Consider the following 14,044-nt stretch of genomic DNA (forward strand, 5'->3'; position numbering starts at 1 on the left):
CTCAGGCGATGCGTACGGGGTGCGTCTCCACCGCTACCGCCTCGTCGTCCAGGCACCGCCCCGTCTCCAGGTCGAACCGCTGCTTCAGGAGCGGCGAGGCGACGAAGGGGCGGCCCCGCGCGGAGCCGATGAGCCCGCGCGAGAGGACCGCCGCGCCCGTGAACGGGTCGCGGTTGTCGATGGCGTACGCGCGGCCCTCGCGGTCGAGGAACAGCGCGGCCTGGCGGCCGTCGGGGAGCAGGGCGGCGACGCCCCGCCCCGGGGTGAGCCGCGTGGGCTCGCAGACCTCGAACCAGCCGTCTTCCAGACGGAGTTGGACGCTCGATGCCGTACTCATCGGGATGCTCCTTCCAGGGGGCGGGTGCCGATCGACAGGAGCGGCAGGTCCGGTTTGATCTGGTCGCGCTCCGGCACGAAGCTCACGGTCGGGTCCGGCGTGCCCGGCGCGTTCACGAACGACACGAAGCGGGCGAGCCGGTCCGGGTCGTCCAGGGTCTTCGCCCACTCGTCGCGGTAGTGCGCGACGTGGTCGGCCATCAGGGACTCCAGGTCGGCGCAGATGCCGAGCGAGTCGTGCACCACCACGTCCCGCACGTGCTCCAGGCCGCCCTCGATCCGCTCCAGCCACGCCGCGGTGCGCTCCAGGCGGTCGGCGGTGCGGATGTAGAACATCAGGAACCGGTCGATGAGGCGCACCAGTTCGGCGTCGCCCAGGTCCTGCGCGAGCAGGTCCGCGTGGCGCGGGGTCGCGCCGCCGTTGCCGCCCACGTAGAGGTTCCAGCCGTTCGACGTGGCGATCACGCCGAAGTCCTTGGACTGGGCCTCCGCGCACTCGCGGGCGCAGCCGGACACCGCCGACTTCAGCTTGTGGGGCGCCCGCAGGCCGCGGTAGCGCAGCTCCAGGTCGATGGCCATGCGCACGGAGTCCTGTACGCCGTAGCGGCACCAGGTCTGCCCGACGCACGACTTCACCGTGCGCAGCGCCTTGCCGTACGCGTGGCCGGACTCGAAGCCCGCGTCCACCAACCGCGTCCAGATCATGGGCAGTTGCTCGACGCGGGCGCCGAACATATCGATGCGCTGACCGCCGGTGATCTTCGTGTAGAGCCCGAAGTCCCGCGCCACCTCGCCGATGACGATGAGCTTCTCCGGGGTGATCTCGCCGCCGGGGATCCGCGGTACCACCGAATAGGAGCCGTTCTTCTGCAGGTTGGCGAGGAAGTGGTCGTTGGTGTCCTGCAGCGCGGCCTGCTCTCCGGCCAGGACGTAGCCGTCGGCGCCGATCGTCGGGGCCAGCGAGGCGATGATCGAAGCGACGGTCGGCCTGCACACCTCGCAGCCCTCGCCGCCTCGCGCGCCCTCGCGGCCGTGCGCGTCGAGCAGTTCGCCGAAGGAGGTCAGGCGCAGGGCGCGCACGATCTCGTACAGCTCCTGGCGGGTCTGGCCGAAGCAGCCGCACAGGCCCTTGTCGACCTCGACGCCCGACGCCGCCAGCTCCTCGTCCACCAGCTGCCCGAGGATCTTCACGCAACTGCCGCAGCCCGTACCGGCCTTGGTGCACTTCTTGACCTCGGGCACCGTCGTGCAGCTGTGCTCGGTGACGGCGCCGCGGATCGCGCCCTTGGTGACGTTGTGGCAGGAGCAGATGACGGCCGAGTCGGGCAGCGCGGCGGGGCCGAGCGCGACCGGGCCGCCCGCGCCGGCCGGCAGGACCAGCTGCTCGGGCGCGATCGGCGGCACGGAGCCGGTGAGCGGGCGCAGCGTGCCGTACGCCTCCGCGTCGCCGACGAGGATGCCGCCGAGCAGCGTGCCGTCCGCGCCGATCACCAGCTTCTTGTACGTCCCCGAGCGCGAGTCGGCGTACACGACGTCGAGGCAGCCCTCCGCCGTGCCGTGCGCGTCGCCGAAGGAGGCCACGTCGACGCCGAGGAGCTTCAGCTTGGTGGACAGGTCGGCGCCGGTGAAGCTGCCCTCCCGGGCTGCGATGGCGGCCGCCGCCGTCTGCGCCATCTCGTAGCCGGGCGCGACGAGTCCGTACACGCGGCCGTCCGCCGCCTGCGCGCACTCGCCGATCGCGTACACGTCCGGGTCGCTGGTGCGGCACTGCTCGTCGACGGTGATGCCGCCGCGCTCGCCCACCAACAGGCCGGTGTCGCGGGCGAGTTGGTCGCGCGGACGCACGCCCGCGGAGAACACCACGAGATCCGTGGCGAGTTCACCGCCGTCGGAGAGCCTCATGGCGGTGACCGCGCCCTCCTCGTCCGTGACGATCTCCTGCGTGCCGGTGCCCGTGTGCACGGTCAGGCCCATGCCGGTGATGGTGCGCAGGAGCGCCGCGCCGCCGCCCTCGTCGACCTGCACCGGCATCAGACGGGGCGCGAACTCCACGATGTGCGTGGCAAGGCCGAGGCCGCGCAGCGCGCCCGCCGCCTCCAGGCCGAGCAGACCGCCGCCGACGACGGCACCGGACCTCGCGCGCGTCTTCGCGTACTCCTCGATGGCGAGCAGGTCCTCGATGGTGCGGTAGACGAAACAGCCCGTCGCGTCCTTGCCGGGCACCGGCGGTACGAACGGGTACGAGCCGGTCGCGAGGACCAGCGTGTCGTACGCGAAGGTCCGCCCCGAGCGCGCGGTGACCGTCCGCGCCTGCCTGTCGATGCGCTCGGCGGGCTCGCCGACGTACAGCTCGATGCCGTTCCGGTCGAGGAACTCCCGGTCGGTGAGGGAGAGTTCGTCGGGCGTGCGGCCCGAGAAGTACGAGCTGAGCCGGACCCGGTCGTAGGCGGGCCGCGGCTCCTCGCACAGGACCACCACGCGGTGGCTCTCCGTGAGACCGTGCTCGGCGGCGGCCTCCAGGAAGCGCTGGCCGACCATGCCGTGGCCAACGAGGGCGAGCGTGGGGCGGTGCGGTCGCGCGGTCTGTTCGGGCTTCGGCATGTCAGCGGCCTCCGTCGGGGGTGAGCAGGTGGAGCAGGGGGCTTGCGTCGTCGGGCAGCGGCTCCTCGGCCTCCCAGGCGCGGGCCAGGGCGCCGACCGAGCCGAGCTCGCCGAGCAGCACGCCGCCGACGAGCCGGCCGCCGCGGACGACGACCTTGCGGTAGGTGCCGCGGGTGGCGTCGGCGAGGCGGATGACGTCGTCGTCGGGGCGGGGCTCGGGGTCGCCGAAGGCGGCGAGGTCGAGGGCGCCGGGGCCGGGACCGGTGCCGGGGCCGGACAGGGTGAGGCGGGTCAGGGTGCGGGAGCCGGTGTAGGGCCGTGCGTCCCGCCCCACGCGGTCTTGTGCCAGGGCCTCGACGAGCGCGTCGGCCTGCTCGACGGCGGGCGTCGCCAGACCGTAGACGCGGCCCGCGTGCTCCGCGCAGTCGCCGACGGCGCGGATGTGCGGGTCCGAGGTCCGCAGCAGGTCGTCCACGACGATGCCCTTGCGCACGTCGAGACCGGCGGCCTGCGCCAGACCGGTGCGGGGGCGCACGCCGCAGGCCAGGACGGTCAGATCGGTGCCGAGGGCGTAGCCGTCGGCGAGCTCGACGCGGCGGACGGCGCCGTCCTCGACGCCGACGCCGCGCACCCGGCACTCGGTGTGCACCTCCACGCCCAGGTCCGTCAGGTGCCTGCGCACCAACTCCGAGGACGCCGGGTCGAGTTGGCGCTCCATGAGCCGCTCCGCCTGCTGGGTCAGGACGACCTGGGCGCCGCGCCGGGCCAGGGCGCGGGCGGCGGAGACGCCCAGCAGGCCACCGCCGATGACGACCACGCGCACGCCCGGCGTGACGGCCGCGGACAGGGCGAGGCAGTCGTCCATCGTCCGGAACGCGTGGACACCGCGGGGGAGTTCACGGGCGCCCGGCGCGAACAGGCCGCGCAGGGGCGGCAGGACGGGGTTCGAGCCCGTCGCGAGGACGAGGGTGGAGTACGGGACGACGGTGCCGTCCGCGCAGTGCACGCGGCGCTCGGCGCGGTCGACGCGGACCGCGCGGGTACGGAGTGCCCTGCCGGGCGGGCCGGGCAGGGCGATGACCTCGGGGCCGTACCGGCCCGCGAGGACCTCGGCGAGCAGGACGCGGTTGTAGGGGGCGTGCTCCTCCTCGCCGATCATGACGGTGCCGGCGCCGAGCCGCTGCGCTGTGCGGGTGCCGGCGAGACCCGCGCCGATCACCACGACACCGGTGCCCGGTGCGGGGCCCGGAGGTGTCGGTTGCGCTGAGGTGGTCATGCTCAGCAGCGTGCGGGGCGGGTGTTACCCGGCAGGATCGCCGCTGTTTCCCGTGGGGAACGCTGCCCTCAGCGCCGGACGGCCACCCCTGTGAGGCCTCGTGGCTTAATCCCCGTTGAGCCCATCCTCAAGGCCGCCTTAAGGATCACCGATACGCCGCTGACCAGCCGATTGCCGCGCTCCCAGGCGCCTAGTGTGCCGCCGTGACCACCGAGGCAGCCGACCCCCGACTCGACGCGTACCCGGCACTCTCCGCCTACCTGAGCCAGACGGAACAGCCGCCGCCGGCTGCGCCGACGCCACCGGTACCGCCGGTACCGCCGACGCCGCCGCGCCCGGCAAGGACCGGACGGGCCTCCGGCCGGCGGCGCCGGACCCGCGAGCCCGCCGCGCCGCGCCCGGCACGCGCGCGTGCCGCCCGCCCTCGTCGTGATCACCCGGTCCATGACGTTCATGGCGGCGAACGCCCGCGCACGCCCGGGCGGCCGGGGCGCCCCCGGCCCACCACCCCCGTCCCCCCGATCCGCCTCTCCCCCCGCGCCCTCCGCGCAGGAGTACTCGGTGGCGCGGGCGCGGTCACCGCCGTGTGGGCCGTGCAGGTCGAGCCGTCCGCCCGGCTCGACGTGCTGTTCGCCACCGGGGCGCACCTGACGGGGCTGCTCGCCGGGTACGGGATCCTCGTCATGCTGTTCCTGATGGCCCGCGTCCCGGCCGTCGAGCACGGCGTCGGCGCCGACCGGCTCGCGCGGCGGCACGCGCTCGGCGGGCGGTACGTGCTGAGCCTGTGCGGCGCCCACGCCCTCCTCGCCCTGTGCGGATACGCGGCCCACGCCGACACCGACCTCGGCCACGCCACCCTCGACCTGCTCGGCTACCCCGGCCTCGCCGCCGCCACCGTCGGCACCGCCCTGCTCGCCGCCGTCGGCGTCACCTCCGCCCGCGCCGTGCGCCGCCGCGTCCCGCACGAGACCTGGCGGGCCGTGCACCTGCTCACCCACCTCGGCGCCGCCCTCGCCTTCGCCCACCAGCTCGCGGGGCCCGACGTCGCGGGCGGCGTCCTCACCCTCTGGCTCTGGTCCCTGCTGCACGCCACCGTCGCCGTCCTCCTCGTCTGGTACCGCGTGGTCGTGCCCGTCCGGCAGGCGTTCCGGCACAGCCTGCGCGTCATCGACGTACGCAGTGAAGGACCCGGCGTCGTCTCCGTGGTCATGCAGGGCATCGGGCTCGACCACCTGCGGGCCGAACCAGGGCAGTTCTTCCGCTGGCGCTTCCTGCGGCGCAGGCTCTGGCACACCGCGCTGCCCTTCTCGCTCTCCGCGCCCGTGCGCGACGACACCCTCCGCATCACCGTCAAGGCGGTCGGCGACCACACCCGGCGGATGCGGCGCCTGCGGCCCGGTACGCGCGTCCTGGCCACCGGGCCCTTCGGCGCGCTCACCGCCCACCGGCGGACCCGGCGCAAGGTGCTGCTCCTCGCGGGCGGCGTCGGCATCACGCCGCTGCGGGCCCTCTTCGAGACGCTGCCCGGCGGCCCCGGCGACCTCACCCTCCTCTACCGCGCGAGCAGCGCCGAACAGCTCGTCCTGCGCGAGGAGCTGGAGGCCATCGCGGCGAGCCGGGGCGCCGGGCTGCACTACCTCCTCGGCCGCTCCGACGCCGCCTTCGGCCCTTCCCCAAGCTCTCGGCTTCGCTCGGGCAGGGGAGACCCCATTTCCCCGCAGGCCCTGCGCGACCTGGTCCCGGACCTCGCCGAGCACGACGTCTACCTGTGCGGTCCGCCCGGCATGTCCGCGGCGGCGACCGCGGCGCTGGTGCGGGCCGGGGTCCCGGAGGAACGCATCCACGCCGAGTGCTTCACCTTCTGAGCCGAGCCCCAGAGAGAGCTGACCATGGGACGCCACCGCAGACCCGTCGCCCCCGACCGGGGCCCCACCCGCGAGGCCAGGCGCAGACTGGCGGCGGGCCTCGCCGGAGCGAGCGCGCTGGTCGCCACCGCGCTCGCCCTCACCGTCGACCCGGCGGCGCCCCCGGCCCCCGACCGCGCCCCGGCCACGGCTCCGGAGCCTCGGGCCGCGCCTTGACGCGGCAAGGGAGCGTCGCGCAGGTGTCGCCAAGCGCGCGTCGTGGAGGTGTCCCCAGCGCGCGCCGCGGAGGTGTCCCCGAGGGTTCGTCTCGGCATGCGGGCAAGAGCGTCCCGCCAACCTCAGAAGACCCTCAACTCTCCCCGCTTCCATGGACGGCGTGATCACCGCGTCCATAAGGTCGCGATCATGCCTGACATATCCCTGACCACGGTCGTCGTCCTCTGCCTCGCCGCCCTCGCGGCCGGCTGGATCGACGCCGTGGTCGGCGGCGGCGGACTGCTGCTGCTCCCCGCCCTGCTGCTCGGCCTCCCCGGATCCACCCCCGCCGCGCACGCCCTCGGCACGAACAAGGCCGTCGCGATCGTCGGGACGACGGGCGCCGCGGTGACGTACGTCAGGAAGACACCCGTCGACGTGGGCACCGCCGTCCGCATCGGCCTCGCCGCGCTCGCCGGGTCGATGGGCGGCGCGTTCTTCGCCGCCGGGATGAGCACGGAGGTGCTCAAGCCCGTGATCATGGTGGTGCTTCTCGCCGTCGCCGCCTTCGTGATCCTCAGGCCCGCCTTCGGCACCGCGCCCTCCGCCGAGCCCGCTTCCCCGAAGCGGATCCTCGCCGCGATCGGCCTCGCGGGCCTCGGCATCGGCTTCTACGACGGCCTCGTCGGACCCGGCACCGGCACGTTCCTCGTCCTCGCCCTGACCGCGGTGCTCCACCTCGACCTGGTCTCGGCCTCCGCCACCGCGAAGATCGTCAACTGCTGCACCAACGCGGGCGCCCTCGCGATGTTCGCCTGGCAGGGCGCGGTCCTGTGGCAGCTGGCCGGGCTCATGGCCCTCTTCAACCTCGCGGGCGGCATGTTCGGCGCGCGTACGGCGCTCAAGAAGGGCAGCGGCTTCGTCAGGATCGTGCTGCTGACCACCGTCTTCGGACTCGTGCTGAAGATGGCGTACGAGCAGTGGGTGGCGTAGCCCGCCGCCTCAGCGCACGGCGGTGAGGTGCGCGAAGACCACCACATTGCCCTGGTAGCCGGTCTTCTTCGAGTACGCGCCGCCGCAGGTGATCACCCGCAGCTCGGGGCGGGGCGCGGCCCCGTACACCTTCTCGTCGGGGAAGTCCTTCGCGTCGTACACCTCGTTCGCGTCGACCGTGAAGACGGCCACGCTGCCGTCCCTGCGCTCGACCTCGATCGTGCGGCCCTTGTGCAGCGCACCCAGCTGGTAGAAGACGGCGGGGCCCTCCTTGTTGTCGACGTGGCCCGCGACGACGGCGGTGCCGCGCTCGCCGGGCGTGGTGCCCGCCTCGTACCAGCCCGCGAGGTTCTCGCGCTCGGGCGGCGGCACGTCGAGGCTGCCCTGCGGGGTCAGGCCGAGCCCCATCAGGGGCGTGTCGACGCCGATCGCGGGGATCCGCACGCGGTCGGGCGGGGACGGGGGGAGGGGCGCGGGGTCGTGGTGGGCGCCGGGGCCGTGGTCACGGGTGCCGGGGGCGGCCGACGCGGCCTGCGCGGCGGAGGGCTGGGGCGGCGGGTGCTCCTCGGTGCCGCTCTGCAGCAGCCACGCGCCGGAGCACAGCGCCACGGCGGTGACGGCTCCTATGACAGCGTTGCCGGCCTTCCTGCGCACACCGCTCTTCCTGTGCGCACCGCTCTTCCTGCGTACACCGCGCGTACGGCGCATACGGCGCATATGGCGTCCCCCTCGGGGTCGGGCGTTCCTGCCCCTCGTCCCCCTCCTGGCCCGCGAGGGGACACGGGCCGGGAGGGGGCAGGGGTGGCGGTACCAGTGGACAGCGGAGGATGTCCGTCAGATCCTGTCGCCTCTCGCCCGGCGGTGCAGGAGCCAGGTACCGCCCGCGGCGGCGACGGCCAGGGCCGCCACTCCCGCCGCGGTCTGCACGGGGTCGGGACCGAGCGCGCCGCCGACCCCCGTCTTCACATGTCCCTTGGGGTGCGGCTGCTGCCGTTCCCCGGCGGCCGCGGTGGAGGTGACCGTGACCATCAGATCGCCCGCGACCTGCTTGTTCTTCGGGCCGGATCCGTCGGATCCGTCGGATCCGGAGCACTTCGCGACGATCTCGTACGTTCCCGGCTGCGCGGAGGGCGGCACCTTGAACTGCCCGATCGCGTCCTCCTGGTGCGTGCTCGGCACCAGCGTGAACGTGCCCGCGCCCACCGCGCTCGCGTCGCCCGTCGCGGTTCCGCCGGAGCCGCAGGCGGTGGTGTTCACGGTGACGGTGGAGCCCGGGGTGACGGTGGCCGGATGGACCTCGAGTCCTCCGCCGGCCGCGGCGGACGCGGGGGCGGCCAGGGCGCCCGCCGCGGCCACGGCGAGAGCGGTACCGGTCAGCAGGCGGGCGTTGCGCATGTGCTCGTTCCTCCGAGGGCCTTCGCGAAGGCGCGGCCCGCGGCACCCCCAAGTGCCGCTGCGTCGGTCGCACCCCGCCCTACCGAGGTAAGTGGCACTCGGCGGAGCACGCCTCCTGATGGTCCATCAGAAACCTGCGGAACGAGCGCCCCCTGACACGACGGAGGGGGCGTTACAGCAGGTCATGGGCGTACGGAGGGGGATGGGCGGAAGGGTGCGCGTGGGGGCTGTGAATGGGTGAAGGCAACCGACCCGCTGCCGCCGACCGCAAGGCACCGCACGGGGCGGGCGACCGCCCCAGAGCGCTGCGTGGGGCGGACGACTGGCCTCAAAGCGCTGTGTGGGGCCGGTGGCTGGACCCGGAGTGCTGTGTGGGGCGGGCGGCTGGTCCCGGAGCGCCGCACGGGGCCGGTGACTGGCCCCGGAGTGCTGTGTGGGGTCGGCGGCTGATCCCAGAGCGCTGCGTGGGGCGGGCGGCTGATCCCAAAGTGCTGCACCGGACCGGCGGCCGATCCCAAAGCGCTGCACCGGACCGGCGGCCGATCCCAAAGCGCTGCACCGGACCGGCGGCCGATGCCAAAGTGCCGTGCCAGACCCGCGATTGTCCCGCCGACCGGTCAGGCGGTGCCCTGAGGTACCGGGGTGCCGTCCGGAGCCGTCTCGCCTCCGTCTCCCTCACCCTCACTCCCACCCTCCGGCTCCTCCGCCGTGCGGGCTGCCTTGGCGCACGGGTCCCGCTTCTCCACCAGGCGCCGCGCCCCCGGCCCGCGTGAGCCCAGCTCGTCCCAGGGGTTGGACAGGGTGCACTTGGCGAGGGAGAGGCAGCCGCAGCCGATGCAGTCGGTGAGGTTGTCGCGCAGGCGCTGGAGAGTGCGGATGCGGGTGTCGAGGTCCTCGCGCCACCACTCGGAGATCCTCGCCCAGTCCTCGCGGGTCGGCGTGCGGTCCTCCGGGAGCAGACCGAGGACCTCGCGGATCGTGGCCAGCGGGATGCCGAGCCGCTGCGAGGTGCGGATGAACGCGACCCGGCGCAGCGTGTCGCGGGTGTAGCGGCGCTGGTTCCCCGAGGTGCGGCGGGCGGAGATGAGCCCCTCGCGTTCGTAGAACCGCAGGGCGGACGCGGCGACTCCGCTGCGCGTGGCGAGTTCGCCGACGGTGACTTCCTTCACGTGCGGATCGAGACAGGCGGTCATCCCGTCAGCGTAGCCACGGACGGCACTTGACCTGAACCATGGTTGAGCTATCAGCCTTGGCGCATGACCGAAACCACGTCACTCCCGTCCGCATCTTCCGCCCTCGGCGGCGTTCCCGGCGAGGACGCCCCGCTCCGCGTCGCCGTCGTCGTCGGCAGCAACCGCGAGGGCCGCTTCGGGCCGGTCGTCGCCGAGTGGCTGTACGCCCGGGTCCGCGAGCGGCCCGACCTCGAACTCGACGTCGTCGACCTGGCCGAGTCCGACCTGCCCACCGCCCTCTCCTTCAGCCCGTCCGACGCCGTGGCCGCCGAGCTCGGCAAGGTCACCCCGAAGCTGGCCGCCGCCGACGCGTTCGTCGTCCTCACCCCCGAGTACAACCACTCCTACCCGGCGTCCCTGAAGAGCCTCATCGACTGGCACTACGACGAGTGGCAGGCCAAGCCCGTCGCCTTCGTCTCCTACGGCGGGCTCTCCGGCGGCCTGCGCGCCGTCGAGCACCTGCGCCCGGTCTTCGCCGAGCTGCACGCCGTGACCATCCGCGACACCGTCTCCTTCCACAACGCCGGCGCCCTCTTCGACGACGACGGCAACCACCGTGACCCGGCGGGCGCGGACGCCGCCGCGAAGGCCCTGCTCGACCAGCTGACGTGGTGGGGCTGGGCCCTGCGCTCGGCCAAGGCGGTCCGGGCGTACGGGAGTTAGGCGTATGGGAGTCGGCCGTACGGGAGTCGGCCGTACGGGATTCAGGCGTACGGGAGCCGGGCGTACGGGAGTCAGGCGTCCCGAACGTGGTGGTCAGGCCCTCGGCAGCCGTACGACCGCCACCGCCCCGCCGTCCGCCGCGTTGGCGAGGTCCACCCGGGCGCCGATCACCTGGGCCTGGCCGAGCGCGATGGTCAGGCCGAGCCCGGTGCCCTGGCCGCGCTCCGCCACGCCCGTCTGGAAGCGCTGCGGGCCCTCCTTGAGGAGGTGCTCGGGGAAGCCGGGCCCGTGGTCGCGGACCGTGACCTCGGTGCCGTCGACCCGCACCTCGACAGGGCCCTCGCCGTGCTTGCGGGCGTTGCCGACGAGATTGGCCAGAATGCGCTCCAGGCGGCGCGCGTCGGTACGGACGAACGTGTCGTACGCCGCCTCCGTACCCCGCGCCGTGAACCCGGCCGTGGAGTCGCCCGCCCGCTCCGCGATGGTCTCGACGAGCCGCCCCAGCGGGTGCGCGTCCAGGTCCGGCTTCTCCACCTCCGCGTCCAGGCGCGCCACTTCGAGGAGGTCCTCCGTGAGGGTGCGCAGGGCGCAGACCCGGTCGCGCACCAGCTCGGTCGGGCGGCTCGGCGGCAGCAGCTCGGCCGCCGTGTGCAGCCCGGTCAGCGGGGTGCGCAGCTCGTGCGCGACGTCCGCGGTGAAGCGCTGCTCGGCCTCCAGGCGCTGCTGCAGGGAGGCGGCCATCGTGTCGACGGCGGTGGCCAGTTCGGCCACCTCGTCCTTGCCGTGCCGCACGCCGGGCGGGCGCGGGTGGTCGATGCGGGCGTCCAGGTCGCCCTGGCTGATGCGGCGCGCGATGGCCGCCGCGGTGCGCAGCTCGCGGCTGAGCCTGCTGGACACGCCCGCGCCGCCGAGCGCGGCGAGGCCGACCACCGCGGCGCCCGAAACGATCAGCTGCCGGTCGAACTCGGCCATCTCGTCGGCCTGTTCGCGCAGCGACTCGCGGATGGACAGCACATGGCGGGGGTTGTCGCCGACCGGCCGCGCGGCCCAGACGCACGGGTCGTCCGAGGCCATGTCGAGGTACGTCGTGCGCTCCCCGGCGAGCGCCGCCTTCCGCAGCGGCGCGGGCAGCCCGGGGTCGTCGAGGGCGGCGCCCGTGTCGTCCCCGTCGACCTGCCCCGTCAGCTCGTACAGCTGACGCACGCGCACGAGCTGCGCCACGGCCCCCGAACGGGCGTTCTCGCTGACCTGGTCGAGGCGGGCGTGGTGGACGAGGAAACCGATGGCGACGGCGACCACCGCGCAGCCCGCGGCGAGCAGCGCGGCGATCTTCCAGCGCAGCCCGAGGCTGTTGAGCGCGGCACGGATCCCGGCACCGGCACCGGCGCCTCGTCCGGTCCGGGTTCCGCGTCCGGTCCGGGTTCCGCTTTCGGCCCCGGAGCCCCGCACGGAACCGGTCCCGGCCCCGTTCCCGTTCCCGTTCCCGTTCCCGGCCCCGGCCCCGGCTCCGGGAACGCGCGGCATCACGGGCCTCCCGGGGCCGGCGACTTGGAGGGCACGGGCTCCGCCGTCTCGGTCGGATCCGGCTGCTTCTTGTAGTTCTTGACGTCGCTGACGGTCGACATCCGCGCGCCGTCCCAGTGGAAGCGCACGGCCTGCTCGCCGCCCTCCGCGCAGGGCGTGCGCACCAGCAGGTCGGGGCCGATCGTCTCCACGCTCACGCTGCGGCCGGAGGTGAACAGGATCGGATAGACCTTGCCGTCGCGCTCGGTGTAGACGGCAAGGACGTTCCGTCCGCTCTCCGTGTCGGCGGCCACGAGCATCTCGGGCTTCTTGTCGCCGGTCAGGTCCACGAACATCGGCGGACGCAGCCCGGCCCGCCCCGGGCGGTCGATCATCCCGCGGTCGGCGAGGGGCCTGGTGCGCGGATCGGCCCGCAGGATCGCGTGGACGTCCATCGCGGCGAGCCCGCCCGAGCCGACCTTCGGCAGGCCCTTCAACGGCTGCGGGGGCGGCTGGCGCGTGCTGGCCTCGGCGCCGGGCGCCCGCGACGTGCTCGACCACGCGGGCCAGACCGCTTCGGGGTGCGGCTGCACGGAGACGGACGGCGCGGCCTCGCCGGAGCCGAGCCCGTTCGTGCTGCCGCAGCCGGTGAGCGCGAGGACCGCGAGGGCGGCGAAGGGGGCGGCGCCCAGGAGGAGCAGGCGGCGGAGGAACGGGTTCATGGGTGACTGACCGTCGAGGTGGAGGCGGGGGAGGGGCTGGTGGTGACGCGGGGAGGGCTGGGGGCGGTGATGTGGCGGTGGCCGGCCCAGGGACTGCACTGGGGATTCGGCAGAGGGCCGGCCACCGCTCTCGACGGTAGGAACCGCGCATCACAGAAAACGGGAGGTTGTGTAACAGCTGCCGATAAAGATGAAGGAAACGGCATGTTCGGGACCTTCGTCCCGGTCGCTCGCCCTGCCGCGCCGCTGTGCACAATCGGCGTATGCCAATGGACCGTAAGCCCGTGGACCGTACGCCTGTGGACCGTAAGCCAGTGGACCGTACGCCCGCGGAAGACGAACCGAGCGCGCGGGCGCTGACCGTGCTGACCACGACGGACACCGAACACAAGGCGCGCGACCTCGCCTACGGAGCGGTCCGCGAACGGGTCGCGGCCTGCGCGCAGATCTCGGGACCCGTCACCTCCGTGTACCGGTGGGAGGGCGACATCGAGACCGCCAGTGAATGGCAGGTGCTGCTCAAGACGACCCCCGAGCGCTACGTCGCCCTGGAGGCCTGGCTCACCGACGCCCACGACTACGACACCCCGGAGATCATCGCGACGCCGGTGGTCCGGGGGAGCGCCGCCTATCTGGCCTGGGTGGCGGAGGAGACCGCCGGGTGACCGAGCGCGGCACGGCCCGGCTGCCGTTCTTCGTGTACGGCACGCTGCGCCCGGGGGAGTCCCATCACGCCGCGTATCTGACCGGCAGGACCGCGGTGGAGGAGCCCGCGCTGCTGCCGGGCGCGGTCCTGTACGAGGGGCCCGGGTATCCGTACGTCGTCGAGGACCCCCAAGAGGGCCCGGTGCGGGGCGAGTTGGTGACCGTGCTGCCCGCCGCCTACGACCGGCTCCTCGCCGCCCTCGACCTCCTGGAGGAGTACGTCCCCGGTGACCCCCGCAACCTCTACGAGCGGGTCGTGCGCTACGTGGTCCGTCCGGGCGGGGGTGGGGGAGCGGTGCGCGCCTGGGTCTATGTGGCGGCTCCGCGCGTCGCGGCCGGGCTGCGGGCCTCGGGGGTGGTCATCGGGGGAGGCGACTGGGCGTCGCGCCGGCTCGGCGGATGAGTCGTCGGGTGGACGCGACGGATGACGCCATGGGTGGCTCGTGTGCCACAGGGGTCAACTGCCGCCTCACAAGGCTGAATTCGCAGCTCAAACGCTCGTGCACTCGATCTGATGGAGGGAATCACTCGTGCGGGCGAGATGACGTGACTACGCTG

14 protein-coding genes are annotated in these 14,044 nt (G+C 73.9%); 6 read left to right on the plus strand and 8 right to left on the minus strand.

Annotation, left to right across the window (positions count from 1 at the left end):
* Position 1: 1 nt before the first annotated feature.
* Genes nirD through ACZ4D5_RS02965 form a run of 3 tightly spaced genes read right to left on the minus strand, consistent with a single transcriptional unit; the run spans position 2 to position 4,213 of the window.
* The gene (nirD, locus tag ACZ4D5_RS02955) at positions 2-337 is read right to left on the minus strand and encodes a nitrite reductase small subunit NirD (RefSeq protein ID WP_467770539.1); all 336 of its coding nucleotides are present in this window, start codon (positions 335-337) and stop codon (positions 2-4) included.
* The gene (gene nirB, locus ACZ4D5_RS02960) at positions 334-2,937 is read right to left on the minus strand and encodes a nitrite reductase large subunit NirB (protein WP_467770540.1); all 2,604 of its coding nucleotides are present in this window, start codon (positions 2,935-2,937) and stop codon (positions 334-336) included. The genes nirD and nirB overlap by 4 nt, the downstream gene beginning before the upstream one ends.
* 1 nt (position 2,938) lies before the next feature.
* Positions 2,939-4,213 carry an NAD(P)/FAD-dependent oxidoreductase gene (locus ACZ4D5_RS02965; protein ID WP_467770541.1) on the minus strand — a complete coding sequence of 425 codons (1,275 nt, stop codon included), beginning with the start codon at positions 4,211-4,213 and terminating at the stop codon, positions 2,939-2,941.
* Between the two features lie 593 nt (positions 4,214-4,806).
* On the opposite strand from ACZ4D5_RS02965, the gene ACZ4D5_RS02970 reads away from it, so the two are divergent.
* From ACZ4D5_RS02970 to ACZ4D5_RS02980, 3 genes are all read left to right on the plus strand, one after another.
* Positions 4,807-6,078: a ferredoxin reductase family protein gene (locus ACZ4D5_RS02970; protein WP_467770542.1), complete on the plus strand. Its 1,272-nt coding sequence runs from the start codon at positions 4,807-4,809 to the stop codon at positions 6,076-6,078.
* 24 nt (positions 6,079-6,102) lie between these two features.
* Positions 6,103-6,294 (plus strand): hypothetical protein, encoded by a 192-nt coding sequence (locus ACZ4D5_RS02975; RefSeq protein WP_467770543.1) that lies wholly within the window; start codon positions 6,103-6,105, stop codon positions 6,292-6,294.
* Positions 6,295-6,483: 189 nt separating this feature from the next.
* Entirely contained in the window at positions 6,484-7,266 is a 783-nt protein-coding gene (locus ACZ4D5_RS02980) for a sulfite exporter TauE/SafE family protein (protein ID WP_467770544.1), read from the plus strand.
* 9 nt (positions 7,267-7,275) lie between these two features.
* Here ACZ4D5_RS02980 and ACZ4D5_RS02985 read toward each other — a convergent pair whose 3' ends face one another.
* From ACZ4D5_RS02985 to soxR, 3 genes are all read right to left on the minus strand, one after another.
* Positions 7,276-7,974, minus strand: coding sequence for a class F sortase (locus tag ACZ4D5_RS02985; RefSeq protein WP_467771476.1), 699 nt, complete (start codon positions 7,972-7,974; stop codon positions 7,276-7,278).
* A gap of 126 nt (positions 7,975-8,100) precedes the next feature.
* Entirely contained in the window at positions 8,101-8,661 is a 561-nt protein-coding gene (locus ACZ4D5_RS02990) for a hypothetical protein (protein WP_467770545.1), read from the minus strand.
* A gap of 617 nt (positions 8,662-9,278) precedes the next feature.
* Positions 9,279-9,854 carry a redox-sensitive transcriptional activator SoxR gene (soxR, locus tag ACZ4D5_RS02995; protein WP_467770546.1) on the minus strand — a complete coding sequence of 192 codons (576 nt, stop codon included), beginning with the start codon at positions 9,852-9,854 and terminating at the stop codon, positions 9,279-9,281.
* A gap of 63 nt (positions 9,855-9,917) precedes the next feature.
* Here soxR and ACZ4D5_RS03000 point away from each other — a divergent pair, with 63 nt between their 5' ends.
* Entirely contained in the window at positions 9,918-10,556 is a 639-nt protein-coding gene (locus ACZ4D5_RS03000) for an NADPH-dependent FMN reductase (protein ID WP_467770547.1), read from the plus strand.
* Positions 10,557-10,649: 93 nt separating this feature from the next.
* On the opposite strand, the gene ACZ4D5_RS03005 is transcribed toward ACZ4D5_RS03000, so the two are convergent.
* Together ACZ4D5_RS03005 and ACZ4D5_RS03010 are read right to left on the minus strand one after the other, a co-directional pair.
* Positions 10,650-12,005: an ATP-binding protein gene (locus tag ACZ4D5_RS03005; RefSeq protein ID WP_467770548.1), complete on the minus strand. Its 1,356-nt coding sequence runs from the start codon at positions 12,003-12,005 to the stop codon at positions 10,650-10,652.
* A 74-nt stretch (positions 12,006-12,079) separates the two neighbouring features.
* Positions 12,080-12,781: a hypothetical protein gene (locus ACZ4D5_RS03010; protein ID WP_467770549.1), complete on the minus strand. Its 702-nt coding sequence runs from the start codon at positions 12,779-12,781 to the stop codon at positions 12,080-12,082.
* A gap of 299 nt (positions 12,782-13,080) precedes the next feature.
* Here ACZ4D5_RS03010 and cutA point away from each other — a divergent pair, with 299 nt between their 5' ends.
* A complete protein-coding gene (cutA, locus tag ACZ4D5_RS03015; protein ID WP_467770550.1) occupies positions 13,081-13,446 on the plus strand; it encodes a divalent-cation tolerance protein CutA in 366 nt (121 codons plus the stop codon).
* Positions 13,443-13,889 (plus strand): gamma-glutamylcyclotransferase family protein, encoded by a 447-nt coding sequence (locus ACZ4D5_RS03020; RefSeq protein ID WP_467770551.1) that lies wholly within the window; start codon positions 13,443-13,445, stop codon positions 13,887-13,889. Before cutA ends, ACZ4D5_RS03020 begins: the two co-directional genes overlap by 4 nt.
* Positions 13,890-14,044 lie beyond the last annotated feature (155 nt).

The sequence above is a fragment of the Streptomyces sp. NPDC025651 genome, assembly GCF_055558735.1.

Excerpts from the sequence above, each read along its gene's own strand:
- ACZ4D5_RS02965 (WP_467770541.1), bottom strand. The coding sequence starts at position 4,213 with ATGACCACCTCAGCGCAACCGACACCTCCGGGCCCCGCACCGGGCACC.
- nirD (WP_467770539.1), bottom strand. The coding sequence starts at position 337 with ATGAGTACGGCATCGAGCGTCCAACTCCGTCTGGAAGACGGCTGGTTC.
- nirB (WP_467770540.1), bottom strand. The coding sequence starts at position 2,937 with ATGCCGAAGCCCGAACAGACCGCGCGACCGCACCGCCCCACGCTCGCC.
- ACZ4D5_RS03010 (WP_467770549.1), bottom strand. The coding sequence starts at position 12,781 with ATGAACCCGTTCCTCCGCCGCCTGCTCCTCCTGGGCGCCGCCCCCTTC.
- soxR (WP_467770546.1), bottom strand. The coding sequence starts at position 9,854 with ATGACCGCCTGTCTCGATCCGCACGTGAAGGAAGTCACCGTCGGCGAA.
- ACZ4D5_RS02975 (WP_467770543.1), top strand. The coding sequence starts at position 6,103 with ATGGGACGCCACCGCAGACCCGTCGCCCCCGACCGGGGCCCCACCCGC.
- ACZ4D5_RS02990 (WP_467770545.1), bottom strand. The coding sequence starts at position 8,661 with ATGCGCAACGCCCGCCTGCTGACCGGTACCGCTCTCGCCGTGGCCGCG.
- ACZ4D5_RS02985 (WP_467771476.1), bottom strand. The coding sequence starts at position 7,974 with ATGCGCCGTACGCGCGGTGTACGCAGGAAGAGCGGTGCGCACAGGAAG.
- ACZ4D5_RS03000 (WP_467770547.1), top strand. The coding sequence starts at position 9,918 with ATGACCGAAACCACGTCACTCCCGTCCGCATCTTCCGCCCTCGGCGGC.
- ACZ4D5_RS02980 (WP_467770544.1), top strand. The coding sequence starts at position 6,484 with ATGCCTGACATATCCCTGACCACGGTCGTCGTCCTCTGCCTCGCCGCC.